Source organism: Campylobacter sp. 7477a, assembly GCF_014892335.1.
GTDB lineage: Bacteria > Campylobacterota > Campylobacteria > Campylobacterales > Campylobacteraceae > Campylobacter_A > Campylobacter_A californiensis.
The window spans coordinates 20,788-44,803 of record NZ_JADBJH010000001.1 but is presented as its reverse complement, the minus strand read 5'-3'; the positions used below and the strand labels follow the sequence as shown (position 1 = coordinate 44,803).

Genomic DNA, 24,016 nt, shown 5'->3' with positions numbered 1-24,016 from the left:
AATGAAGATAAGTATAATCGGAGCAGGAAATGTCGGAGCAAGCATAGCTTACGCTCTTTGCATGAGAGAGGTTTGTGATGAGATCGCACTTGTTGATATTTTTAATGATGTTGCAAAGGCGAAGGCTATCGACATAACGCAAGCAAGCTGTGTGTTTGGTGCTAAAACCAAAGTCGTCGGCGCGGATAACTTTGAGCTAGTTAAAAACAGCGATATAGTTGTTGTTACGGCAGGTAGCCCTAGAAAAGATGGTCAAAGCAGAGAAGACTTGCTTATTAAAAACGCTCTAGTAGTAAAGTCAAGCGCCGAAAATATCGCCAAATTTGCTCCAAATGCGATAATAATCGTCGTTACAAACCCGCTTGATGTTATGGTTTGGGTTGCACGTAAGTTTAGCGGCTTTGATAAAAGTCGTGTTTTGGGTATGGCTGGCGAGCTGGACGGCGCAAGATGTCGTTTTGAGCTTGCTCAAATTTTATCACAAGATATGAGTGAGCTTAGAACAAAAGTTGTTGGAGCGCACAATGATAAAATGGTCATATCCAATAAAAATATCAATGTAAATTTAAACAAAGAAAACTTTGAAGTCTTAAAACACGAGACAAAAACAGGTGGAGCAAAGATAGTAAAACTACTCGGAACTTCGGCGTATTACGCTCCTGCGGCAGCTGTTGTAAAGATGTGTGAAGAGATAAAAGATCAAAAAGGCGAGATTGTTAGCGCAAGTGTGATCTTAGACGATGATCTTTCTTGCGGTAGGTTGGTAAAACTAAGCAAAAACGGGGTTGGCGAAATTTTAGAGCTAAATTTGGATCAAGAAGACTTAGATGAGCTAAACGCAAGTCAGGACGAGATCAGAAAGAACATAAATTTCTTAAAAGAAAATTTATAATGAACATTCACGAATACCAAGCCAAGCGGATTTTTAAAGACTATGGCATAAATGTCGCAAACGGTATTTTAGTTGCAAATTTAAATGAGACCAAAGAGGCTTTAGATGTTTTGCAAACAGATAAATTTATCCTAAAAGCGCAAATTCATGCAGGTGGTCGTGGACTTGGCGGTGGTGTGAAGATAACAAAAGACAAACAAGAGGCGTTAGAGTGGGTGGCTAGTATGCTAAACACTCGCCTTATAACCAAGCAAACTTCAAAAGACGGAATGCTTGTTGAAAAAATTTACATCGAAGAGGCTATTAAATTTAAACAAGAAATTTATCTAAGTTTGACATTTGATAGAAACAACGAGAGCATCAGCCTGATCGTTTCAAAAAACGGCGGCATGAGTATAGAAGAAGCTGCACAAATAAGTCCACATCTTATAAAAAATATAAGTATAGATCCGCAGATAGGGCTTTGCTTGTTTCACGTTCAAGAGCTTGTGGTATTTCTTGACATCAATAAAGAACTAGCGTTAAAACTTCATGAAACGATTTTAAAACTATATCAAATTTATATTCAAAAAGACGCAAATTTAATAGAGATAAACCCGCTTGTTTTAACGCAAGATGATGAAATTTATGCGCTTGATGCAAAGATAAGTTTTGACGATAGTGCTCTTTTTAGACATCCTGAAATTTTAGCTCTAAGTGATCCGTCTCAAGCTGATCCAAGCGAAAATGAAGCCAAAGAGCAAAAGTTAAATTACATAAAATTTAATGGAAGTGTTGGTTGCGTTGTAAACGGTGCAGGGCTTGCGATGACAACTATGGATATCATAAAAGAGCTTGGCGCAGATGCGGCAAATTTTTTAGACGTTGGCGGAAGTGCAACAAGTGACGGTGTGGCAAAGGCTTTTAGGCTCATTTTAAAAGATAAAAACGTCAAGGTGATTTTCGTAAATATTTTTGGCGGCATAGTAAGATGCGACCGTATCGCTTCTGGTGTGATAAAAGCATGTAAAGAGATAGGTCTAGACGTGCCTGTGGTTGTTAGGCTTGACGGCACGAATGCAAAAGAAGCCATGCAAATGTTAAAAGAGTCTGCCTTAAAAGGGCTACATGCAAGTCAAAATTTGCTTGATGGTGCAAAGCTAGCCGTAAAACTTGCCAAAGAAACGAGCTTATGACATGAGTATATTTATAGACAAAAACACAAAAGTCATAGTCCAAGGCATAACGGGCAAGGAAGGTAGCTTTCATACTCAAAGCTGTTTGGACTACGGCACGCAAATTTTAGCCGGAGTTACCCCTTTTAAAGGTGGGCAAACCCATCTTGGGGTTAAAATTTATAACACCGTAAAAGAGGCAAAAGAGGCTACTGGCGCTGATGTTAGCATGGTGTTTGTTTCTGCGAATTTTTGCAAAGATGCGATCATCGAGGCGGCAAATGCAGGCATAAGGCTTTGCGTTGTTATAACAGAATATCTGCCTGTTCTTGATATGCTAGAGGCAAAAACCTACGCAAAAAAATGCGGTATGAAGATAATCGGACCAAATTCGCCGGGCATCATAAGCGCAGGCGAGTGTAAACTTGGCATAATGCCTAGTTGCGTCTTTGAAAAAGACAAGATAAATGTCGGGATCATCTCCAAGTCAGGCACTCTAACATATGAAGCCGCAAATCAGATAAAAGCCCAAGGTTTTGGCATATCAAGTGCGATTGGCATAGGTGGAGACGCTGTTATCGGTATGGCTTATGATGAAATCTTACTAGAGTTTGACAAAGACGAGGATACAAAAGCTATCGTTATGATAGGCGAGATCGGTGGCGAACTTGAGAGCAACGCAGCAGACATCATAAGAAATTTAAAAAAGCCGGTTGTTGCATTCATAGCAGGAGCCAGTGCACCGCAAGGGCGTAAAATGGGACATGCTGGAGCCATTATAAATTCAAAGAACGCAAGCGCAAGAGCCAAATTTGAGATACTTGAAAGTGTCGGTGCTTATACGGTTACAAATCCTGCCAAAATATGTGAAAAATTAAAACAAATATATAATGAAGGAAAATTTTATGATCATAAGAGATGATGTGCCCGTTTGGGTTGATGAAAGCAGGTGTAAGGCTTGCGATATCTGCGTGAGCAACTGTCCCGCGGGAGTTCTTGGTATGCGTATAGAAATCTCTGCAGTGCTTGGTAAGATAATCGAAGTAGTTCATCCTGAGTCTTGTATAGGTTGTCGCGACTGTGAGTTACATTGTCCTGATTTTGCGATTTATGTTGCCGATAAAGGATATAAATTTGCCAAGCTTACGCCAGAAAGCAAAGAAAGAGCACTTTTGGTAAAAGAAAATAAATTTCAAAAGCTGGAGGCGTAGATGAGAGAGATAGTATCAACGGGAAATTCGCTCGTAGCTATGGCTGCCATAGAGTGCGGTTGTAACTTTTTTGGCGGATATCCCATAACCCCAAGCAGTGAGATAGCACACGAATTAAGTCTTTTGTTGCCGCAAAATGGCGGAACATTTATACAAATGGAAGATGAGATAGCGGGTATATCTGTGGCTCTTGGAGCGGCTATGAGCGGTGCAAAAGCAATGACAGCAAGCTCAGGTCCCGGAATTTCTCTAAAAGCAGAGCAGATAGGCTTGGGTTTTATAGCTGAAATTCCTATCGTTATCGTAAACGTTATGCGCGGCGGACCTTCTACGGGACTTCCTACTCGTGTGGCACAAGGCGATGTCTTACAAGCTAAAAACCCAACTCACGGCGATGTTAATATGATAGTTTTAGCGCCTTCGAGTTTGGCTGAGTGCTATACTCAAACCATCCACGCGTTTAACCTAGCCGCACGTTTTATGACACCAGTTATGTTGCTTCTTGACGAAACGGTAGCGCATATGCAGGCAAAGGTAAGTTTGCCTGAAATTTACGAACTTGAAATTTACAAAAGAGATGAATTTAAAGGAGATCCAAGCTCATACAAGCCTTATGCCGCTAAATTTGACGCTCCTGCAACGCTAAATCCTTTCTTTAAAGGCTACCGCTATCATATCACAGGTCTTCATCACGGAGAAACTGGCTTTCCTACGGAAGATGGAAATATCGTTGAGTATAATATAAACAGGCTGTTTAATAAAATAAATTTACACACGGATAAGATAGAACAAAGCGAAGAATTTATGTTAGATGACGCTCAAATTTGTATCATTGCATACGGAAGTGTCGCTCTTGCAGCCAAACAAGCTATACTAAATTTACGTCAAAAAGGACTAAAAGTAGGGCTTTTGAAACCTATATCGCTTTTCCCGATGCCTAAAAACGCATTAAAGGAAATTGCCGACAAATTTGATAAAATTTTAGTTTGCGAGTTAAATTTAGGTCAATACAGTGGCGAGATCGAAAAAGTCATAAAAAAAGAAACACAAAAATTACTAAAAGCAAACGGCAGACCACTCACTCCAAGTGAGATAGAAGCCAAGATAGGAGAGTGCTATGGCATTTAATTACGATAATTATTTAAGAACTGATAAAATGCCTACGCTTTGGTGCTGGGGCTGTGGGGACGGAGTTATTTTAAAAAGTGTCATTAGGGCGATAGATCAGCTAGGCTGGGACATGAATGACGTATGTGTTGTTTCAGGCATAGGCTGTAGCGGAAGATTTTCAAGCTATGTAAATTGTAATACTGTTCATACTACACATGGTCGCGCCATAGCTTATGCTACAGGTATAAAACTAGCAAATCCAAGCAAACATGTTATCGTTGTAACAGGTGATGGGGACGGTCTTGCCATAGGTGGCAACCACACCATACATGGATGCAGAAGAAATATCGGACTTAACCATATCCTTATAAACAACTTTATCTATGGACTTACAAATTCTCAAACAAGCCCGACTACTCCAAGAGGATTTTGGACGGCTACAGCTCAACTTGGCAACATCGACCCTAGCTTTAATGCAACAAATTTAGCCATCGCAGCCGGAGCAACATTTGTTGCAAGAGGAAGCGTTATAGAACCTGAAAGACTTACGAAACTTTTTGTTGAAGGCTTTAAGCACGACGGATATAGTTTTTTTGATGTATTTTCAAACTGTCATGTAAATTTGGGTCGTAAAAATAAAATGGGCGAAGCCGTAAAAATGCTTGAGTGGATCAAAGAAAGAAGTGTAAACAAAATCAAATTTGATCAAATGAGCAAAAATGAGCAAAAAGGACTTTTTCCGCTCGGAGTTTTACATAAAGATGAAACTAAAACCGAGTATTCAAAAGCCTATGCGAAAGTTATCGCAGCCGCTAAAGACGGTACAAAGATAAATTTTGAGGAGATAGTATGAAAACTCAACTTAGATTTGTCGGTGTCGGTGGGCAGGGCGTTATAATGGCTGGTGAAATTTTAGCCGCAGCAAAGATAGAAGACAGCGGATATGGCGTAAAAGCTTCCACATATACTTCTCAAGTTCGCGGAGGACCGACAAAGGTTGATATCATCCTTGATGAAAATGAAATTTTATACCCTTATGCAAACGAAGGCGAGATAGACTTTATGCTAGCAACCGCACAAAAAAGTTATGATCTTTTTAAAGACGGAGTAAAAGAGGGCGGTATCATAGTCGTAGAACCAAACCTTGTAAAACCAAGCCAAGATGATTTAAAAAAATGGAAAATTTATGAAATTCCTATCATCTCTATCGCTAAAGACGAAGTTGGAAACGTTATCACTCAAAGCGTTGTAGCGCTTGGAGTTGCGGTGCAAATGAGCGGTTGCTTGGATAACAAGCTTGTAAAAGCAAGTATGCTATCTCACGTGCCAAAAAAGGTGCAAGAAGCAAATGCTAAAGCGTATGATCTAGGGATAAAATACGCAAAAGAAGTGATGAATTAGTTAAACTTTAATACAAAAAAGAGTAAAATACTCTAAATTTATCAAAAGGAATAAAATGAGTAAAGTAGCTATTTTTTACGCAACAGGCAAAGGCGATACTAAAAAAGCATGCGAGTATCTTGGTGGGAAACTAAACGCCAAGGTTTTGCCTGTAAATGAAGTAACTAAGGCTGTCTTTGAAGAGCAAGACATTTTGATCTTAGCTAGTTCAAGCTATGGTTTTGGCGAACTGCACGATGACTGGAAAAACAAGTTAAGCGAACTAAAAGAGGCGAATTTAAAAGGCAAAAAAGTCGCGATAGTAGCCGTAGGCAACCAAGAAAGACACGCTGATAGCTTTGTAAGCGGAGTGGTTGATTTCTTACCTTGCATCAAAGATGCTATTTTGATAGGACAAAGTGAACTTGATGGCTATAAATTTGATAGCTCTTCGGCTTTTATAAATGGCAAATTTATAGGACTTGCGCTTGATACAAAAGGTGACAAAGAGTATGAAGCTCGCATAGATAAATGGGTCATTGCTTTAAAAGAGCAAATTTAAACCATGCTAAAAACCTCTTTGAGATAGACTTTTCTTAAAGAGGTTTAAAATTCCTTACAAATTTAAACTCATCCTCACATCTCATGGCTAAACTCATGGTGCAAATTCCATCCACTCCGGCGTTCAAGATATCTTTGGCGTTTGTTTCGTTTATGCCACCAAGAGCGTAAATTTCTTTATCAAATTTAGCTTTTAGTTCTTTAATAAAACAAACCCCTTTTGGTTCAAGTCCTACTTTGGAATTTGTAGCAAATATATGAGAAGCGACCAAAATATCTGCAAATTTAGAGGAGTTAAGAGCTTCGTCAAAAGTATGAGCCGGAGCGTAAATTTTAGCATTTAAATTTTGCTTTTTATGCTCGGCTAAATTTCGCATGTTAAGCCCAAACTCATCTGTTTTTAAATTTATAAGCGTTTCGAGTTGTTTTGAACTCATCCAAAACGATCTCTCAAGCTCGCACGCGATATTAAAAAATTGATTGATAACGAGTTTTGTGTTAAATTTCTTACAAATTTCATCTACCTTAAAAGCAAGCAAGCGAAATTTATTCTCGTTAAGCTCTTTTTCACGAAGTAAAATTTCATCTACGCCGGCTTTGCAGAGCTTTGAAATTTTATCTAAAAAATCCCCTTCACAAAGAGCCGTTGAGCCTATTACAAGAAGTTTAGACATAGATATATTCGCTCATTAAAGGCTCAAGTCCTTGAGCTCTTATCATGGCGCAAATTTCATCAACCGAGCGAGAGTCTTCTATCTCAAACTGCTCATCGCCTTTTTTGTTATCCGAGTGTGCACCGATACCGACATTTACTCCTGCGCTTATTTTGTTTGCGGCGATTTTAACGGCATTATCGCGAAACAAAGCGCGCTCACGAGTTGAGATAGTTATGTTTGCGCTTGGCATAAAGATACGATAAGCGCATATCACTTGCAAAAGCTCGCGCTCACGGACATCTCTTGGATTGATCTTGGAGTTGTTTATGATAGGACGAAGTCTAGGTACTGAAAATGCGATCTCTGCATGAGGGTATTTTTTCTGCACCAAACTAGCATGCAGTGCTGTAGAAAATGCGTCTAACCTAAAGTCGTCGAGTCCTAAAAGAGCGGCAAAACCAACCCCTCTCATGCCTCCCATAAGAGCTCTTTCTTGCGCATTTAGCCTGTATGGGAAAATCCTTTTATTTCCTGCAAGGTGAAGTTTTTCGTATTTTGAAGGATTATAAGTTTCTTGAAAAACGGTTACATAGTCTACTCCGCTTTTGTGAAGTAGGGCGTAATCGGCCGAATTTACAGGATAAACTTCAACTCCGACTATCTTAAAATACCTCTTTGCTATCTTGCACGCTTTTGCGATGTAGTTTATATCGGAATTTGTCTCGCTTTCGCCGGTAAGTATCAAGATGTCTTCAAGCCCGGTTTTTGCTATCTCTTTTAGTTCAGCTTCGATCTCACTCTCGCTTAACTTAGCTCTTTGTATATTGTTTTTAGAGTTAAATCCGCAATAAACACAGAGATTATCACAGTGATTTGCTATGTAAAGCGGAGTAAAAACGCTAACGTTTATACCAAAATTTTCCCTTGTTTTTTTCATGGCAAGCAAGGCTATTTGCTCTAAAAATTCAGACGCCGCAGGACTTAAAAGCGCTTTTAAATTTTCTAAAGTGCAAATTTTACTCTCAAGTGCAGCCAAGACATCATCTTTGGTATAAATTTCAGGCTTATAGCTCTCTCGCTCTTTTAAGACGGTATTCATTATCTCATCGCCTATGTTTTGCATATGCGGCAAAAGCTTCATGTGGTCGGTTTTAAATTGACTAAATTTCATTATTCTAAAAATCCCGTCAACGGAGAGCTTGCGCTAGCGCTATCTTTTACTCGTCCAAGCCCTGCAAGATAGCCCTCACGACCGGCATTTATGGCGTTTTTAAACGCTCTTGCCATAAGGGTTATGTTTTTAGAAGTTGCGATCGCGGTATTTGCCATGACTGCCGCTGCTCCAAGTTCCATAGCCTCACAAGCCTGAGACGGGCGACCGATACCGGCATCAACTATGATCGGAGCTTCTACCTCGTTTATTAAAATTTCAATGATATTTTTAAAAACCAAGCCTTGATTTGATCCGATAGGTGCGCCAAGAGGCATAACACAAGCTGCGCCGCTGTTTATCATGGCTCTTGCCGAATTTAGCTCGGGATACATATAAGGCATGACAACAAAACCCTCTTTGGCCAAAATTTCAGTCGCTTTTATAGTTTCGTAGTTATCGGGGAAAAGGTATTTTGAGTCGGTTATGATCTCTATCTTTACAAAATTTCCACAACCAAGCTCACGTGAAAGTCTAGCTATACGCACTGCCTCCTCGGCATTTCTAGCTCCGCTTGTATTTGGTAGGAGCGTGACATTTTTTGGTATAAAATCAAGTATATTTCTATCTTTGCTTTCATTTACACGGCGAAGCGCTAGTGTGATGATTTGCGCATTTGCTTCATTTATAGCAGCAGTTATTAACTCATGGCTGTATTTGCCAGAGCCTAAAATAAACCTTGAGCTAAATTCTTTATCTCCAAGTTTTAAAGTATTGTTTTGTTGCATATTTTGCCTTTATTAATTTGCTTCAAGACCCATAAGAAGGCGGATGGCTAGGTTTGCTTCGTGATTAGCACATATCGCGACTCTTGGAGCCATTAGTCCTTGTCCATGCTTTGCGGCATTTACAAGATCTCCACAAATATGAACGTTTTTTGCAAATTTGATAGTTTTTATGAGGTTTGAGCTATAATGCCCAGCCATGCCTGATGCGCCAATTATCTGCTTATCTTTTAAGCTTAGTCCGGCTTCGTTTACTATCATTGCTTTGCCTACGACATTATCAAATGCCTCACACACGATAGAACATGGCGCAAAAACTTCAGCTACATTTGAACTATCAAGAAGCACATCATGGGTTATAACTTCGACAAAAGGATTTACATCGGTGATTAAATTTTTTAATGCCTCGGTTTTTTTCATGCCGATATGCTTTACAAAGTATTGTTGTCGGTTTAGATTGCTAGGCTCGACTACGTCAAAGTCGGCTAGCACAAGCTTTGCTACACCTACGCGAGCAAGGCTTAAGGCAATGTTTGATCCAAGTCCTCCAAGTCCGGCTACTCCGATGCAGGCATTTGATAAAGCCTCATTTAGCTCAGGCGAATTTCTTGCGGCTATCATTGCTTTTAAAACATCTTTTTGAGGCATAACACCACGTTTTATAAACACTACGTTAGAACCGTCATTTAGCACTAAATTTTCTTTTGTTGCAAAGCCGTCAACGATAAAAATATCAGGCTCATCGGCATTAAATTTAGTTAAAAATTTATAAATTTCTCCATTTTTATTATCAAAAATTTCAGACTTTAACTCATTCAAATCACTTGCCAAAACTTCAAATTTAACACCGTTTATTGCTATTTGCTTCATTAACCGCCTCCTACAAATTCTACCACTTCATATTTTTTACCAAGACTCATCATCTGTTCTTGCCACATGTTTCTTGGTAAAATTTCATAGTCGCGCTCAAGTGCTATAAATTTGAGTTCAAATCCAAATTTGAGTAAAAATTCCTCTACTGTCATATCACTTTCAAGAGTGATTTCTTTGCCGTTTAGGACTATGTTTACCATTATAAAGTGCCTTAAAATTTTTATCGTGGTATTGTATCTAAAATTTATAAATGGAAAAAAGAAGACGGAAAGCTCCGTCTTTAGATTATTTGTAAGTTTTTACAAACTCTGCTATCCTAGCGATAGCCTTTTTGATACTTCCTATATCTGTAGCAAAGCTTATCCTAAAATATCCATCCATACCAAATCCAACCCCAGGAACAGTGGCTACATTTGCTTTTAAAAGCATGTCTTGACAAAATTTCATGCTATCTGGTTCAACTTTAGAGCAGTTTACAAATAGATAAAATGCACCTTTTGGCGAGTCTACACTAAGCCCATCTATCTCGTTTATAAGATTAACTGCGATATCGCGACGTGATTGATACTCGCGTCTCATGCGTTCTATATCATCGTCTGTTTTTCCTAAAAGTGAAGGTATGGCACCTGCTTGGACGATAGAGCTTATGTTGCTAGTACTTTGGCTTTGTAGCTTTTTCATGGCTGCATTTAACTCGTTTATCGGACTTGCTATATAGCCAAATCTCCAACCAGGCATTGCGCCGCATTTGCTTAGTCCATTTATCGTGACGGTGCGATTAAAAAGATCTTGATTAACAGATGCAACTGATACGAATTCTACGTCATAAACTAATTTTTCATAAATTTCATCGCTTGTTATGATGATGTCAGTGCCCTTTAGCACCTCTCCAAGAGCTGCTATCTCATTGCGAGTATATACTGATCCTGTTGGATTTGTAGGGTGGTTTAGGCTTAAAATTTTTGTTTTTGGAGTTATAGCGTCTTTGAGTTGTTGAGGGGTGATTTTAAATTCAGCGCTTTCGTTTGTTTCGATAAATACAGGCTTGCCTCCGCAGAATTTCACTATCTCCGGGTAACTTACCCAATACGGGCTTGGTATGATAACTTCATCGCCCTCATCAACAAGTGCTTGAAAGACGTTAAATAAAGAATGCTTGGCTCCGACGTTTGTTATTATCTGACTAGGTTCGTATTTTAGTCCGTTATCTCTTTCAAATTTAGCCGAGATTGCTTTTAAAACTTCAGCCGTTCCAGGAACCGGGGTGTATTTTGAGCAGCCTTTATCGAGTGCTTCTTTTACACTGTTTTTTATAGTTACAGGTGTGTCAAAGTCAGGTTCGCCCGCTGAAAGACTGATGACATCAATCCCTGCCGCTTTCATCTCTTTTGCTTTTGAACTGATCGCTATTGTTAAAGACTCGCTTAGAGTTTGCATTCTTTTTGCTAAAACCATTTTTAACTTCCCCTTTGTAAATTTTTTAAAGTAATTTTATAACAAATAATTTTTGAAGCGACCCAAAAATTTAAAATTTAAGATCGCTTTTTAACCTCATGTTTCAATAAGTAATCAATTAATAGTTTTTAGATAACTATTGTCATTTAAAAACAGATAAAGTTCTCCTAAAATTTGTTTTTTCTGTGTTTCGTTGATTAAATTTGACTTTTCAAGCCTTTCGTTCAAAGTGTCTTGTATCTCGTAAATATCATAGTCAAGATCCTCCATGATATCAAGTATCGACTGACTTTCGATCACATCTTTTATAGTGTAGCCTTCAGGCGTAAGCTCTATCGTTGCTTCCGTAGGATGAGTAAAGAGGTTGTGCTTCATCCCAAGAACTTCTTGATACGCACCAACTAGGAAAAATCCCAAAAAATACTCCTCTTTTTCAACATCTACATCGTGCAAGAAGAGCTGGTTACCGTCTTCGTTGTAGCTTATCTCGCCGTCGCTATCGCATGTTATATCCCAGATACAAGCAGGAAGTGTAGGGCGTATATCAAGCCTATCTAGTGGCATGATAGGGAAGTTTTGCTGTAAACCCCAAAAGTCGGGCATGGATTGAAACATCGAGAAATTTACTAGATAACGCTCTTTTATCTCCTCTTGTATGCGCACAAGGTCTGCGGTGCTATTTTTATTGCCGAGCATGATAACGGCTTTTTTACTTATCAGCTGGACTAAAATTTCTGCATTTGAGCGATCTTGAAGATCAACATAACCAAGGTCAAATAGCGTAAGCACACTTTCCATATGATGGATCGCATCATGCAGATATTCAAGTGCATTTGAAGGCTTTATCGTCTCGTAAAGATCGTAAAGTTCGGTTATTAAAGGTGGATTTTTCTTTTTTAAATTTAGCTTTTCTTCGGTATGGTCTTGACTGAAAAGTTCAAGCACAGGAGCCACCAAAAGTGCGTGAGAAGCCGAAACAAAACGCCCGCTTTCTATAAAAATATCAGGCTCGAATTCATTTTTTTGATTTGCGATATTTTTTAGAAGATAAACAACGTCGTTTGCATATTCGTTTAGAGTATAGTTGCGGCTTATAGTTTGTTTAAATTGCGAATACTCAATCGCCAAACCGCCGCCTAAATTTATGGCTTTTAGGTTTGTTGCACCCATTTTTCTTAGCTCAACATAGATGTTGCCTGCCTCGGTTAGCGCCTTTTTAAGTGGGTGAATTTCATTTATTTGCGAGCCGATATGAAAGTGTATCATAGTAAAGCAATCAAGCAAATTCGCTTTTTTAAGCAAATTTACCGCTTCGATAAGCTCGGTTGAAGTTAGTCCGAATTTAGAATAAATTCCACCGCTCTTAGCCCATATGCCAGAGCCTGCAGAGTGCAGACGTATGCGAAGTCCGATGTTTGGTTTTGGGGCAAATCTCTCCTTTGCGGTTGCGATGATCGCTTCAAGCTCATTTAGGCCCTCGATGGTTAAAGTTATGTTGTGTCCCATTTCAGCCGCGATAAAGCCGATATTTATAAGCTCTTTATCTTTAAATCCGTTTACCGTTATTGGTGCGCCGTCGTTGTTGTATGCCATAGTCAAAAGAAGCTCTGCCTTACTTCCTGCTTCAAGCCCGTAGTTATACGGCTTGCCAAGGTGTGTTAGGTTTTTAACAAAACCTGGGTATTGATTTACTTTTAGAGGAAAAACCGCGTTAAAATTTCCTTTATACTCAAATTCCTTTTTTGCCTTAGCAAAGCTTGCATGAATTTGCTCGATCTGCTTTTGTATAAGGTGTGGAAAACGAAGAAGCAATGGACCTCTATAGCCCTCTTTGCGTATATCTTTTACAATGTCGATTATCGCTGGTTTTCCTGCCGAATTTATGCAAACCTTGCCATTTTCTATGACAAAATTTGAGTTTCCCCAGATATTTAAACCGTAATCATTCATTATCAAGTTCCTTTTCAAGCTCATTTAAATTTATAGTTTTTTCGGTTTTATTGTCTAAATTTTTATACCAAATTTGACTATTTGCGCGTTCATTTTCTCCTATGCAAAGGAAAATTTTAGCGCCTTTATTGTCTGCTATTTGCAAATGTTTTTGAAGTTTTTTGGCTTCATAGGATATCTCTACTTTAAATTTATCCCGCATTTTAGTCCCAAGCGAATATACAAAGTCCAAATTTTGCTCATCTAATGCACAAATATAAACTCCGTTTCGCTCGTTTTTAATATCTCTTGAGCTTAAAATTTCCATTATACGCTCTATGCCCATGGCAAATCCAACTCCATAGCTTGCTTTCCCACCAAGATACTCCACAAGCCTATCATATCGTCCGCCACCGGCTACCGCGCTTTGAGAGCCTATCTCATTGCTAATAAACTCAAATGCAGTCTTGCAGTAATAATCAAGCCCTCGCACAAGCTTTGGATCGACCTCATAACCTATGTTGTTTTCGTCTAAAATTTTCTTTAGCTTATCAAAGTCATCCGCAGCTTCTTTGCTTAAATTTTCTATCATTAGCGGTGCATTTTGATAAATTTCTTGGCATTTTTCATTTTTGCAATCAAGCGTTCTTATAGGGTTAAGCTCTTTTCTTCTAAGACAATCATTGCAAATTTCACTCTCATTTGCATCTAAAAATTTGACTAATTTTTCTTTATAGCTAGCCATAGAAGAAACATCTCCAAGAGAGTTTATTTTAAGTGTGGCTTTGATATCTAAGCGTTTTAAAATTTCACTTATCATTAAAATAATACTTGCGTCCTCATAAACGCTAGCCTCACCAAAACACTCCACGCCAAACTGGTGAAATTCTCTTAAGCGACCCTTTTGAGGTCTTTCGTATCTAAACATAGAGCCATGATAAAACCACCTATAAACGCCACCTGCACGGTCAAGTTTGGCTTCGATATAAGCCCTAACAACCCCCGCAGTGCCTTCAGGGCGTAAGCATACATCGTTGTTGCCCTTATCAGTAAACTGATACATCTCTTTACCGACGATATCGCTACTTTCTCCAACACTTCGTTTAAAAAGAGCAGTCTCTTCAAGATGTGGAGTTTTTATCTGAGTATAACCGTAGTTTTTAGCCACGTCTTCACAGGTTTTTACAATGTATTCATATAGTTTACTTCTATCTTGAAGCATGTCTTTCATTCCGCGAAGTGCTGTTATCATTTTTGTCCTTTTAGTTTATTTTAAAATTGTATAAATTCTTCTATCTCTTTACTTATCTCTTGCACGCTTTTGCTCGCATCTATATAAAGCGTGTTTAAATTTAAGTCTAAGAGTAAATTTTTCATATTTTGCTGAACAAGCAAAAGATACTCAAAACCTCTTGCTTCTACTGCGTCCGATCCGCCTCTACTAAGCAACCTTTGCTCTAAAAGCTCCTTATCTGCCTCAAAAAATACAACCTTATCCGGCAAATTTGAGTTAAGGGCAAATTTGTTAAATTCTAGTAAAATTTTAGCATCATAGCTGTTTTCGTTAGCTAAGGCATAAGCTATACCTGATATAAATCCTCTATCGCTAATGACGATTTTATTGGCATTAGGCGCAACAACTTTTGCATAATGTTCGGCTCTATCAGCCAAAAACATCAAGGCCTCAGCTCTTGGGCTTAATTTAAATTTACCGCCGAGTAAAATTTCCCTAACATGCACACCAAACTCCGTTCCTCCGGGTTCTTTTGTGATGATAGGATTTTGGTATTTTGCGGATAAAAGCTCTATTTGCGTGCTTTTTCCAACTCCGTCTATGCCTTCAAATAAAATATACATTATCACTTTGCCTTTAAAATTTCTAAAATTTCAACTGGTACAAGCTTGCTTACATCGCCGTTGTGCAAAAATACCGAACGAACTATCGAGCTTGAGATGAAAGCATTTTTAAGGCTTGGCATAAGATAAACCGTCTCAAAATCCTCCCAAAGCGCAGCGTTTGCATAGCCTATTTGCAGTTCGTATTCAAAGTCGCTTACCGCTCTAAGACCCCGTATCACTGTGTTTATGCCTCTTTGCTTAGCAAAATCAACCAGTAAATTATCAAAACCTTCAACACAAACATTTTTAAAATTTTGTATCGAAATTTCTACCATATTTACACGTTTTTCAAAGCTAAATAACGGCTTTTTACTATCATTTTTAGCTACCGCGACTATTACTTTATCAAAAATTTTAGTAGCACGCCTTATAACGTCAAGGTGTCCGTTGGTTATAGGATCAAAAGTGCCCGGGTATATGCACGCTTTCACTTTACCGCCTTTAAATTTTTATATTTTATACTTTTATTACTAAATTACGGCTTTTGGTTAGTTCCATCTTTTGTAAATTTCATTTTCTATATCAAGCAAATCAAGCCATTTGCCGATTATAAAATTTTCCATGTCTTTTAATATCTTAACTCCTGAATAATATCCTAAGATAGGCGGAGCGATAACTGCTCCACAAAGTGATAGTTTAGACATATGCTCTAAGGATATGGTTGAAAAAGGCATCTCTCTAACCGCCAAAACAAGCCTTCTTCGCTCTTTTAGACTAACTGCAGCCGCTCTAGTTATCAAAGTATCGGCAAACCCGGCATGAATTTTAGCCAAAGTATTTATAGAGCAGGGCGCAACTATCATCGCATCTATCTTAAACGAGCCCGATGCAATAGCCGCACCTGTATCATCGTCATCGTAAAATTTAACACCCTTATCTTCAAATTTGCTTATTTCGATACCTTCTTCTAGCAGCAAAGTTTTTTTGGCCGCATGACTAATTACGGCATGGATTTTGGCATATTTTTTAGCTTCATTTATGAGCTTTAGCCCTAAATTTACACCACTGGCTCCGGTTATTGCTATGATTACGCTTTTCATTGGATCATCACCTGTTTTGACGAGGAGACAACTGCAGATAAAATTTTGTTATCCCTTGTTCTAATCTTAATAATATCACCCAAATTTCCATTTTCAAGCGCTTTTACTTCGATTATGATGCTAACACCGCCTTCATTTAGCACCGCCTTGACACTGTCTCCTTTTTTTACTAAAGAAGCTGCTATAAAGTGTTTTGTCGAGAGAATTTCACCGGCTTTTATCTTTGTTCTGGTTATCAAAGTTGAGTTTGGAAACGACGAGATATAATCTTTTTGATATTTATTAAACTCAACATACCCACTTTGATAGTCAAGAAGGCCCAAGATATGTTTATAATCCATTGAGTTAAGAGCCAAAAATACAGGCATTTTAGCTTTAAAAGAGTATTGGAAAAATATGCTTTTTGAGGTAAGATCGGGTTGTTCAAACGAGGCTCTAAATGTTCCGCTTGAACGATCTTTTGAATTTATAAAGATATTTTCAAGACGAAAATCATTAAAATTTTCAGGCAATGTGCTTTGAGGTTTTATATCGACACTTTCTATCTTTATCCCTGAAAATTCATCACTAAGAGCGTGTAAAAACCTCATTAATACATTATCCATAAGTGTGCAATTTCTAACAAAGGATACGCTTCCTCCGCTTTTATCTTTATATGTTTTAAAATTTGCCGTTAAAATTTCGTGAAGTTCTTTTGTATCTATCTTTGCGGCTCTTTGTCCGTTTAAATTTAAAATTTCATTATCTTCGCCGTCAAACCCAAATGTATAAAGTGAAATTTCATCTTGATCGATACAATACATCGGATAAACACTGACTTCTTTTGCAAAACTTGTTAAAGAAAGTAAAAAAAATGTGGATATAAAAAAAATGGAGCGGGAAACGAGATTCGAACTCGCGACCCTAACCTTGGCAAGGTTATGCTCTACCCCTGAGCTATTCCCGCAACCAAATGAGAAAGCGCATTTTAGCAGATTTAATATCATTTGTCAAGAGATCCTTGTGATAAAAATGTCAGAATTTGCTAAAATTTCACTTTCGCTTGGATTTGAGATATAAATAGCGTTACTTTTTAAGAGTGGTTTTATCATTCCGGAGCCGTATCTGTTTTCATTGGTAACATGAAACTCAAAATTATCAACGCTTCCTAACACGATATTTGCTCGTCCTGGTTTTATTTTTATATTTTCTTTTAGCGTTACTTTTTCAAATTTTAGTCTCTGCGATAAAAGCAACGGAAGTATAAATAAATTTGCGCAAAGATATGCTGCCATTGGGTTACCGGGCAAGACAAAAACCATTTTTCCGTCTTTTTTATATGCTTTAAATGGCGCTCCAGGACGCATATTTACCTTATGAAAAAGTTCATTAAAACCGATAGCTTCAAGGGCTTTTTTCATAAAGTCAGCCTCTCCCTTGCTTGCACCGCCAGAACAGATAATAACATCAAATTTATTGCTTTGATTTAAGGCAGTCACGGTCGCTTCAAAGCTATCTTGAATAATGCCAAGATAAGAGCTTTTAAAGCCATTTAGAGTGAGTATGGCGCCGATACCAACGGCATTTGCATTATAAATTTGATCATCGTCGGCATTTTGCCAAGGTTCTACTATCTCATCTCCACTTGAGTAAATTCCAATGCGCGGCAATGCAAAAACTTCAACAAAGCTAATACCTTGCGTAGCCAACATCATAACCACTCTTGCGTTTAGTTTTTCGCCTTTTTTAAGCAAAATTTCACCTATTTTTACCTCTTCGGCGGTAAATCTATAAGCGTCTCCTTTTTTTAAGTTCTTAGGAGCATGGATTAAATTTTTATCTACGATACACTCTTCAAGACGCATGACGGTATCAGCCCCAAGAGGCATTTTAGCTCCCGTCATTATCTTTATGCATTCGTTTTGATTTATCTTAGTAGTTCGCTTATCTCCTGCAAGAACGCTATCAATCAATACAAAAGGCTTGTCTTTATCTTCAAATTTTACAGCATAGCCGTCAAGCGCAGAGTTGTCAAAGCAGGGTAAATTTTTAACCGCCACGACATCTTTACTCAAAATTCTACCGCAAGCTTCATTTATAGGTAAAATTTCCAGCGAATAGGGCGGATTAAAATTTCTAAAAATCTCATCTATAGCTTCAAAAACTTCCATTTCATTCCTCTAGTCTTGTGATATTTGCACCAAGTTGTTTAAATTTAAGCTCTAAATTCTCATAACCCCTATCAAGATGATATATCCTATGAACTCTTGTTTCACCTTTTGCAACAAGAGCTGCCAAGATAAGCGCAGAGCTTGCTCTAAGATCAGTTGCCATAACATCGGCGGAATTTAGCTCACTGCCGCCATAAACACTTGCAATATGACCATTTAGTCTGATATCAGCGCCCATTCTAGCTAGCTCACTTACGTGCATAAAGCGATTTTCAAAGAGTCTTTCATCTATCACGCTAACGCCATTTGCAACAAGGGCTAATGCCATAAACTGCGCTTGCATATCAGTAGGAAATCCTGGATACTCAGTCGTTATGATCTCGCAAGGCTTGATCTCTTTAGCTGGACTTATCGTTATCTTATCATCATCTATCTCTATGCCAAAACCCATCTCTTCAAGCTTTGCTATAACGGCAAGCATGTGTTTTGCATTTACTTTAGTCACTGTTATCTTAGAATTTGTTATAGCACCTGCGCAAAGGTAAGTACCTGCTTCTATCCTATCAGGGATAACTTTTATGTCAGGTATAGTAAGTAATCTTTGACCGCTTCCTTCGATTACTAGCTCACTAGTTCCTATGCCTTCTATGTTTATGCCAGATGCCTTTAAAATTTCACACACTTGCACGACTTCAGGCTCTTTTGCCACGTTTAAAAGTCTTGTAGTTCCATGTGCTAAAGCTGCCGCCATGATGATGTTTTCGCTTCCGGTTACGGTTATCTTGTCAAAAACTATGCGAGCTTCATTTAGTCCATTTGGTGCACTAGCCACGATATAACCTTGTTTTATTTCGATATTTGCGCCCATTTTTTCAAGCGCACTAAGGTGAAGGTCTATAGGTCTTTGACCGATGGCACAACCTCCTGGCAAACTAACCTCACAATGTCCAAAACGGGATAATAAAGGACCAAGAGTTAAGATAGATGCTCTCATTTTTCTAACTATGTCATAGTTTGCCATGGTCGAATTTACACTACTTGTATTGACCTTAAGAGTATTTGGATCTTCAAATTCACAACTAGCGCCTAAATTTACAAGCAACTGTGCTAGAGTCTTAATATCTGCAACATTTGGAACATTTGTAAGTTTTAATTCATTTTTAGCAAGCAGTGTTAGTGCGATCAACGGGAGAGCTGCGTTTTTAGCACCACTTATAGCAACTTCGCCACTTAGTTTCGCTCCGCCTTGTATTTGCAAATAATGCATCATAATTTTACCTTAGAATTTAAATTTTTGCCTTGATTATAGTGATTTTTTGCTTATAAAACAAAATTAAATTTCCAAAAACCATCCATTTACTTTGCATAGGTAAAATACTTACTTTAAATTTAAGTGATTAGGAAATTTATGCTTAAGCGTTCCATAGTTTTAGCTACTTTGATCGTTCTTTTTACAGGTTGTGCTACTCTTAATCAAAACAAAAAACTACCCATAAACGAGGTCATAAAAACAGACGTCCCTCTCCAAAAAAAAGAAGAGCAAACATACTTGGAAGCGTATCTTGACAAAGACAAACAAGATACTCGAGAGCATAAAAATTTCGGGTCGTTTTTTAACAAATACCTAAACACAAAAATAGGCGGCGACTGCTCCGGTTTCATATCAGTGGTAAATAAAAAACACGAAAATATGTATTTTGATGAGAAAAGCATATCAAAACACTACGATAAGTCAGGTAGAAAGTCAAAGGCTATCTTTAACCTATATAGTAGCAAAAAGCAAATTTCATTTACCGAACCCAGGGTTGGAGATCTGATATTTTTTGCAAATACCCTAGGAAGAGCCGCAGGTAAAAATAAAGACAAAAGTAACATAACCCACATCGGTATAGTCACCGAAGTAGCAAAAGATGGAACGGTTAAATTTATACATAATTACAGCGGCAAAATAACACATAGTTATATGAATTTAAGACAAAAAAACACATATAAGATCGGGAAAAAAGAGATCAACAGCTATATGTTAAGATGTAAAAGCAACAAAACAAGCTGCCTTGCTTCAAATAGATTTGCCGGATATGGCATAGTAAGGTAGAGCAAATTTGATCGTTACTTACATATTAATATGTATAAATTGTCTTATCTATCTTTTTGTCGGACAAAATTTTAATACAATTTTTGGCCTAAACGCCGGTTTTGCTCAAAATTTTATATTTTCTTTTCAGCCGCTAACATCGATGTTCTTACATGGTTCGCTTTCGCATCTAATTATGAATATGGTTGTTTTGTTTCAATTTGGCTCTATTTTAGAGCGAAATTTGGGACATTTTAGATTTTTACTTATATATATTTTAGGTGGCATTGCAACTTCGTTTTTAGCACTCATTTATGTGTATTATATGCTTTATTTTAATGCGCAAGTTGTCACTGTAGTTGGTGCAAGTGGCGCGATATGTGTTCTTTTGGGTGTTTTGTCGTTTTTGACAGACAAAGAGACGCGAAAAGGACTTGTTATAGCACTTTTGCTTATGAGTTTTGCTCCGTTATTTTTTGGAGTAAATATCGCTTGGTATGCGCATTTGCTTGGTTTTGCGATAGGATATATTTATGCTAAAATGTCATTTAAATAAGGAATGACATGAATTTTTTTGATGAACTTTTTGAGATTATAAACGAAAGCGACATAATCACTAAATTTAATAAATTTCAGATATTTTACGACAAATTTAAAGCAAATGAGGATATAAATTTAAAAAGAAACTCACCTGCACAAGAGCTTAAAACTCCTTGTTACGCAAGTTTTTGTGATGTCGTCAGCATGAAAGAATTTAATAAAAAGACAAAACCAAAAGATAAAAAGCTAGCCTTTATCCACTCTGTGGCCCATATAGAATTTAGCGCTATAGACATCGCTCTTGATGCATGTTATCGTTTTGATAATCTGCCAAGAACATACTATCTAGACTGGCTTGAAGTAGCACAAGACGAGATAAGACACTTTAATATGATAGAAAATTTACTTAAAGAGCAGGGCGCAAAATACGGTAACTTAAGTGTTCATGACGGACTTTTTATCGCCCTTTGCAAGACGCAAGAAAGCCTTGTTAAACGTATGGCGCTTTTGCCAAGATATATGGAGGCAAACGGACTTGACGCAAACGCTCATATCATACAAAAACTTCAAAAAGAGGGCGGAGATAAAGAGCTTATTGGGGCGTTAAATGTCATTTTGCAAGAGGAAATTTCTCATGTCAGTAAAGGTGATAAGTGGTTTAAATTTGCTTGCAAACAGCTAAATATAAATCCAAGCGAATACATAAATATCATACAAACTCTCTATCCAAATTCCTTTAAAACAAGTAGAGAGCTAAATGAAGCAGATAGACTAAAAGCTGGCTTTAGCAAAGAAGAACTTGAGATGATCAAAAATTTACAAAAGTCTCAAAATGCATAAAATTTATTTTATCAGACACGCAAAAGCGCAAAAGGAAAATAAAGACACAAGCAAAGACTTTAGTAGAGAGCTTACTTCGCGTGGCAAAGAAAATGCAAAATTTATGGCACAAAGGCTACTAAAACACAAAATCATGCCAAATGCCATTTTTTCAAGCAGTGCAAAACGTTGCGAGCAGACGGCAAAAATCATCTCACAAAATATAAATTTCAAACACAAAATCATTCTCAAAGACGAACTTTATGATATAAGCACAGATAAACTTATAGAATTTGTGCAAAATTTAGACGAAGATATAAAAGAGGTTTTCATCGTACTTCATAATCCAAGCATAACTGAAATTTCAGAACTTCTAAGCGACTCTTTTATCGGTAACATTCCAACGAGCGGAATTTTTTGTGTTAAGATAAAAACAACTTTTAATCAAATAAAAGAGGGGAGTGCAAAAGCGCTTTTCTTTGACTACCCCAAAAAACACAAAAAATAACTTTTTTAATTTTTACTTTTATTTATATACATTTTTATACATTGCATAATTTTTGCAGCTTCGTGTGATTTTATATCTAAAAAATAAGTTTTTATCCATACAGAAAATAAAACATATTTATTTATGCATTTTTTTACAATAAATTTCATGGATAAATTTTTATATTACAAAAAGTAAAGTCAGATAAATCCCTAAAATAGGCACTTTAAAGTTAAAAAGGATAGATTAAAGAAAAATATAAATAATAATTTGAAAATTATAGTTTTCAATACAAAATATAAAATTTGTCTCGGTTTTACGTTTTGTTGTATTATATTGCATGAAATTTTATGTTTTTGATTTTGCTTTGAAATTTTGGCTTTATGATAACTTTTATGTATTGGAAATTTTTGCTACGCTAAATCAAAGCCAAGATGACTTGGCTTAATGAAAGTAATTTTATATATATTTTAAAATAAATAATTTTATGAACTGTTGATTTATCTCTTGGTAAATTTGCCGGCCATAGCTTGATAAATTTCTATCTCGTCTTGCAGGAGATTGTATTTTCCGGATAGTAAATTTATATAAGCGTCTGTTTGATCATTTAGCGCTTCAAGGTAGTCTTTTAGCTCTGCTTTGCCGTATTGGTATTTGTTATTATAAATTTCACTGATTTTTTGTGTATTGTCAAACTGCTTTACATAGTTGTCAAACACTCGCGTATCTTTTTCATATGACTTATAGCTAGTTGAAATTTCGTTTAAAGCCGTGTTTAGCGTGCTTAGATAGTTTAGTTTTGCGCTTTCAAAATTTGCTTCTGAAATTTTTAGGTTTGATTTAAGTTTTGAATAGTTTAAAAACGGTAAATTTAATGATACATTACCGCTTAGAAATTTCATAGAAAAACTATCTGAAAAATTCTCATCACTTCCTCTTAAACTAGCCCCTATCGTGATACTTGGATAAAAGTCTTTTTGACTGGCTTTTAAATTTAAAAGCCCCTCTTCTATCCTAAAAATAGCAGCTTGCAAATCAGGACGAGTTGAGATACTTTCAAGTGGTATTTCCAGATCAACTCCGATCGGGATAATGTCGCTTATTAAAATTTCATCTGTTTTTAGTTCAAAACCAGGTTTTACATTAAGTAAAATTTTAATATTTTTTTTGATAGTTAAAAGTTCATTTTGAGCATTTAGTAGCCTGGTTTTAGTGCTAATGACGGAATTTTGTAGTTTGGTCAAAGACAGTTCTTCTTCTTTTCCGCTTTGAAATTTTACCAAGACGATTTGCTGCAGTTTTTCATAATTATCCAGTAAAATTTTATAATACCTTATACTCTCGTTTAAGTATGCAATATTAAAGTAACCGTCTACTATGCCATTTATAACACTCAACTTACTGGCTTCAAGGTCAAAACGGGTAGCGCGTGCTTCCCATAAGGCAGCATCTCTTGCATTGGCTAGTTTTCTAAACAAATCGATCTCATAATTTAATGAAATTCCACTTGCATTTGTTCGCGTCCAAGACGAATTTGTAGATATATCGCGCGAACGCTCTACTTCAACGCTTGCATTAAAAGTATGTATAAGTTCGGCTTCTAAAACACCTGCTTGAGCCATGGCTTTGTTGATAGCAACGGCTGCTTTAGCAAGGTCGATATTGTTTTTTATGCCAAGCTCGATAAGCTCATTTAGATAGTTTTTGTTGTATTCTTGCCACCATTTTGTGTTTATACTTACATCTGCCCTATTTTCGTTTTGAAGTAAAATTTCGCTGAAATTTTCATTTACGTCCTTAACGGCACAACCGCTTAAAACTGCCACAAGTGCCAAGCTTAAAATTCTCATT

27 protein-coding genes and 1 tRNA gene are annotated in these 24,016 nt (G+C 37.1%); 12 read left to right on the top strand and 16 right to left on the bottom strand.

Annotated features, from left to right (window positions below; all coding sequences use genetic code 11):
- Position 1 precedes the first annotated feature (1 nt).
- From CCAL5182_RS00255 to CCAL5182_RS00220, 8 genes are read left to right on the top strand one after another with little or no spacing between them, the layout of a single operon-like run.
- A complete protein-coding gene (locus tag CCAL5182_RS00255; RefSeq protein WP_169935915.1) occupies positions 2 to 892 on the top strand; it encodes a lactate/malate family dehydrogenase in 891 nt (296 codons plus the stop codon).
- Positions 892 to 2,067 carry an ADP-forming succinate--CoA ligase subunit beta gene (gene sucC / locus CCAL5182_RS00250; RefSeq protein WP_336609951.1) on the top strand — a complete coding sequence of 392 codons (1,176 nt, stop codon included), beginning with the start codon at positions 892 to 894 and terminating at the stop codon, positions 2,065 to 2,067. Before CCAL5182_RS00255 ends, sucC begins: the two co-directional genes overlap by 1 nt.
- A 1-nt stretch (position 2,068) precedes the next feature.
- The gene (sucD, locus tag CCAL5182_RS00245; protein WP_336609950.1) at positions 2,069 to 2,968 is read left to right on the top strand and encodes a succinate--CoA ligase subunit alpha; all 900 of its coding nucleotides are present in this window, start codon (positions 2,069 to 2,071) and stop codon (positions 2,966 to 2,968) included.
- Complete coding sequence (locus tag CCAL5182_RS00240; RefSeq protein ID WP_169971722.1) at positions 2,952 to 3,257, top strand: 4Fe-4S binding protein; 306 nt, start codon at positions 2,952 to 2,954, stop codon at positions 3,255 to 3,257. The genes sucD and CCAL5182_RS00240 overlap by 17 nt, the downstream gene beginning before the upstream one ends.
- The gene (locus tag CCAL5182_RS00235; RefSeq protein WP_336609949.1) at positions 3,258 to 4,385 is read left to right on the top strand and encodes a 2-oxoglutarate synthase subunit alpha; all 1,128 of its coding nucleotides are present in this window, start codon (positions 3,258 to 3,260) and stop codon (positions 4,383 to 4,385) included. It begins immediately after the preceding gene.
- The gene (locus CCAL5182_RS00230) at positions 4,375 to 5,220 is read left to right on the top strand and encodes a 2-oxoglutarate ferredoxin oxidoreductase subunit beta (RefSeq protein WP_336609948.1); all 846 of its coding nucleotides are present in this window, start codon (positions 4,375 to 4,377) and stop codon (positions 5,218 to 5,220) included. The genes CCAL5182_RS00235 and CCAL5182_RS00230 overlap by 11 nt, the downstream gene beginning before the upstream one ends.
- Positions 5,217 to 5,768, top strand: coding sequence for a 2-oxoacid:acceptor oxidoreductase family protein (locus CCAL5182_RS00225; protein WP_336609947.1), 552 nt, complete (start codon positions 5,217 to 5,219; stop codon positions 5,766 to 5,768). Before CCAL5182_RS00230 ends, CCAL5182_RS00225 begins: the two co-directional genes overlap by 4 nt.
- A gap of 55 nt (positions 5,769 to 5,823) precedes the next feature.
- Positions 5,824 to 6,309: a flavodoxin domain-containing protein gene (locus tag CCAL5182_RS00220; protein ID WP_336609946.1), complete on the top strand. Its 486-nt coding sequence runs from the start codon at positions 5,824 to 5,826 to the stop codon at positions 6,307 to 6,309.
- 34 nt (positions 6,310 to 6,343) lie between these two features.
- Here the strand turns inward: CCAL5182_RS00220 and CCAL5182_RS00215 are convergent, their stop codons facing one another.
- The 15 genes from CCAL5182_RS00215 to murA form a co-directional block, all read right to left on the bottom strand.
- Entirely contained in the window at positions 6,344 to 6,982 is a 639-nt protein-coding gene (locus CCAL5182_RS00215; protein ID WP_336609945.1) for a thiamine phosphate synthase, read from the bottom strand.
- Entirely contained in the window at positions 6,975 to 8,135 is a 1,161-nt protein-coding gene (gene thiH, locus CCAL5182_RS00210; protein ID WP_336609944.1) for a 2-iminoacetate synthase ThiH, read from the bottom strand. The genes CCAL5182_RS00215 and thiH overlap by 8 nt, the downstream gene beginning before the upstream one ends.
- Positions 8,135 to 8,902, bottom strand: coding sequence for a thiazole synthase (locus CCAL5182_RS00205; RefSeq protein ID WP_169935897.1), 768 nt, complete (start codon positions 8,900 to 8,902; stop codon positions 8,135 to 8,137). The genes thiH and CCAL5182_RS00205 overlap by 1 nt, the downstream gene beginning before the upstream one ends.
- Positions 8,903 to 8,914: 12 nt before the next feature.
- Positions 8,915 to 9,769, bottom strand: a complete 855-nt coding sequence (thiF, locus tag CCAL5182_RS00200; protein ID WP_336609943.1) for a sulfur carrier protein ThiS adenylyltransferase ThiF — start codon at positions 9,767 to 9,769, stop codon at positions 8,915 to 8,917.
- Positions 9,769 to 9,972 (bottom strand): sulfur carrier protein ThiS, encoded by a 204-nt coding sequence (thiS, locus tag CCAL5182_RS00195; protein WP_169935893.1) that lies wholly within the window; start codon positions 9,970 to 9,972, stop codon positions 9,769 to 9,771. The genes thiF and thiS overlap by 1 nt, the downstream gene beginning before the upstream one ends.
- 85 nt (positions 9,973 to 10,057) lie before the next feature.
- On the bottom strand, positions 10,058 to 11,227 hold the full coding sequence (locus tag CCAL5182_RS00190; protein WP_336609942.1) for a pyridoxal phosphate-dependent aminotransferase: 1,170 nt from the start codon (positions 11,225 to 11,227) through the stop codon (positions 10,058 to 10,060).
- A 114-nt stretch (positions 11,228 to 11,341) separates the two neighbouring features.
- Positions 11,342 to 13,177, bottom strand: coding sequence for a biosynthetic arginine decarboxylase (gene speA, locus CCAL5182_RS00185; RefSeq protein ID WP_336609941.1), 1,836 nt, complete (start codon positions 13,175 to 13,177; stop codon positions 11,342 to 11,344).
- Positions 13,170 to 14,408, bottom strand: a complete 1,239-nt coding sequence (gene hisS / locus CCAL5182_RS00180; protein WP_336609940.1) for a histidine--tRNA ligase — start codon at positions 14,406 to 14,408, stop codon at positions 13,170 to 13,172. The genes speA and hisS overlap by 8 nt, the downstream gene beginning before the upstream one ends.
- A 20-nt stretch (positions 14,409 to 14,428) precedes the next feature.
- Positions 14,429 to 15,013 carry a dTMP kinase gene (gene tmk / locus CCAL5182_RS00175; protein ID WP_169935884.1) on the bottom strand — a complete coding sequence of 195 codons (585 nt, stop codon included), beginning with the start codon at positions 15,011 to 15,013 and terminating at the stop codon, positions 14,429 to 14,431.
- Positions 15,014 to 15,015: 2 nt separating this feature from the next.
- Complete coding sequence (coaD, locus tag CCAL5182_RS00170; protein WP_169935882.1) at positions 15,016 to 15,486, bottom strand: pantetheine-phosphate adenylyltransferase; 471 nt, start codon at positions 15,484 to 15,486, stop codon at positions 15,016 to 15,018.
- A gap of 57 nt (positions 15,487 to 15,543) precedes the next feature.
- Complete coding sequence (locus tag CCAL5182_RS00165; protein ID WP_336609939.1) at positions 15,544 to 16,095, bottom strand: UbiX family flavin prenyltransferase; 552 nt, start codon at positions 16,093 to 16,095, stop codon at positions 15,544 to 15,546.
- The gene (flgA, locus tag CCAL5182_RS00160) at positions 16,092 to 16,898 is read right to left on the bottom strand and encodes a flagellar basal body P-ring formation chaperone FlgA (RefSeq protein WP_336609938.1); all 807 of its coding nucleotides are present in this window, start codon (positions 16,896 to 16,898) and stop codon (positions 16,092 to 16,094) included. The genes CCAL5182_RS00165 and flgA overlap by 4 nt, the downstream gene beginning before the upstream one ends.
- 68 nt (positions 16,899 to 16,966) lie before the next feature.
- Positions 16,967 to 17,041, bottom strand: a tRNA-Gly gene (locus CCAL5182_RS00155).
- A gap of 43 nt (positions 17,042 to 17,084) precedes the next feature.
- Positions 17,085 to 18,245, bottom strand: a complete 1,161-nt coding sequence (locus tag CCAL5182_RS00150) for a molybdopterin molybdotransferase MoeA (protein ID WP_336609937.1) — start codon at positions 18,243 to 18,245, stop codon at positions 17,085 to 17,087.
- Position 18,246: 1 nt separating this feature from the next.
- A complete protein-coding gene (gene murA, locus CCAL5182_RS00145; protein WP_336610005.1) occupies positions 18,247 to 19,512 on the bottom strand; it encodes a UDP-N-acetylglucosamine 1-carboxyvinyltransferase in 1,266 nt (421 codons plus the stop codon).
- Between the two features lie 141 nt (positions 19,513 to 19,653).
- On the opposite strand from murA, the gene CCAL5182_RS00140 reads away from it, so the two are divergent.
- From CCAL5182_RS00140 to CCAL5182_RS00125, 4 genes are read left to right on the top strand one after another with little or no spacing between them, the layout of a single operon-like run.
- Positions 19,654 to 20,340 carry an NlpC/P60 family protein gene (locus CCAL5182_RS00140; RefSeq protein ID WP_169935873.1) on the top strand — a complete coding sequence of 229 codons (687 nt, stop codon included), beginning with the start codon at positions 19,654 to 19,656 and terminating at the stop codon, positions 20,338 to 20,340.
- A 10-nt stretch (positions 20,341 to 20,350) separates the two neighbouring features.
- The gene (locus CCAL5182_RS00135; RefSeq protein WP_336610004.1) at positions 20,351 to 20,875 is read left to right on the top strand and encodes a rhomboid family intramembrane serine protease; all 525 of its coding nucleotides are present in this window, start codon (positions 20,351 to 20,353) and stop codon (positions 20,873 to 20,875) included.
- A gap of 8 nt (positions 20,876 to 20,883) precedes the next feature.
- Entirely contained in the window at positions 20,884 to 21,699 is an 816-nt protein-coding gene (locus CCAL5182_RS00130; protein WP_336609936.1) for a ferritin-like domain-containing protein, read from the top strand.
- On the top strand, positions 21,692 to 22,186 hold the full coding sequence (locus tag CCAL5182_RS00125; RefSeq protein WP_169971708.1) for a SixA phosphatase family protein: 495 nt from the start codon (positions 21,692 to 21,694) through the stop codon (positions 22,184 to 22,186). Before CCAL5182_RS00130 ends, CCAL5182_RS00125 begins: the two co-directional genes overlap by 8 nt.
- A gap of 479 nt (positions 22,187 to 22,665) precedes the next feature.
- Here the strand turns inward: CCAL5182_RS00125 and CCAL5182_RS00120 are convergent, their stop codons facing one another.
- Positions 22,666 to 24,015, bottom strand: a complete 1,350-nt coding sequence (locus CCAL5182_RS00120; RefSeq protein WP_336609935.1) for a TolC family protein — start codon at positions 24,013 to 24,015, stop codon at positions 22,666 to 22,668.
- Position 24,016: the final 1 nt, after the last annotated feature.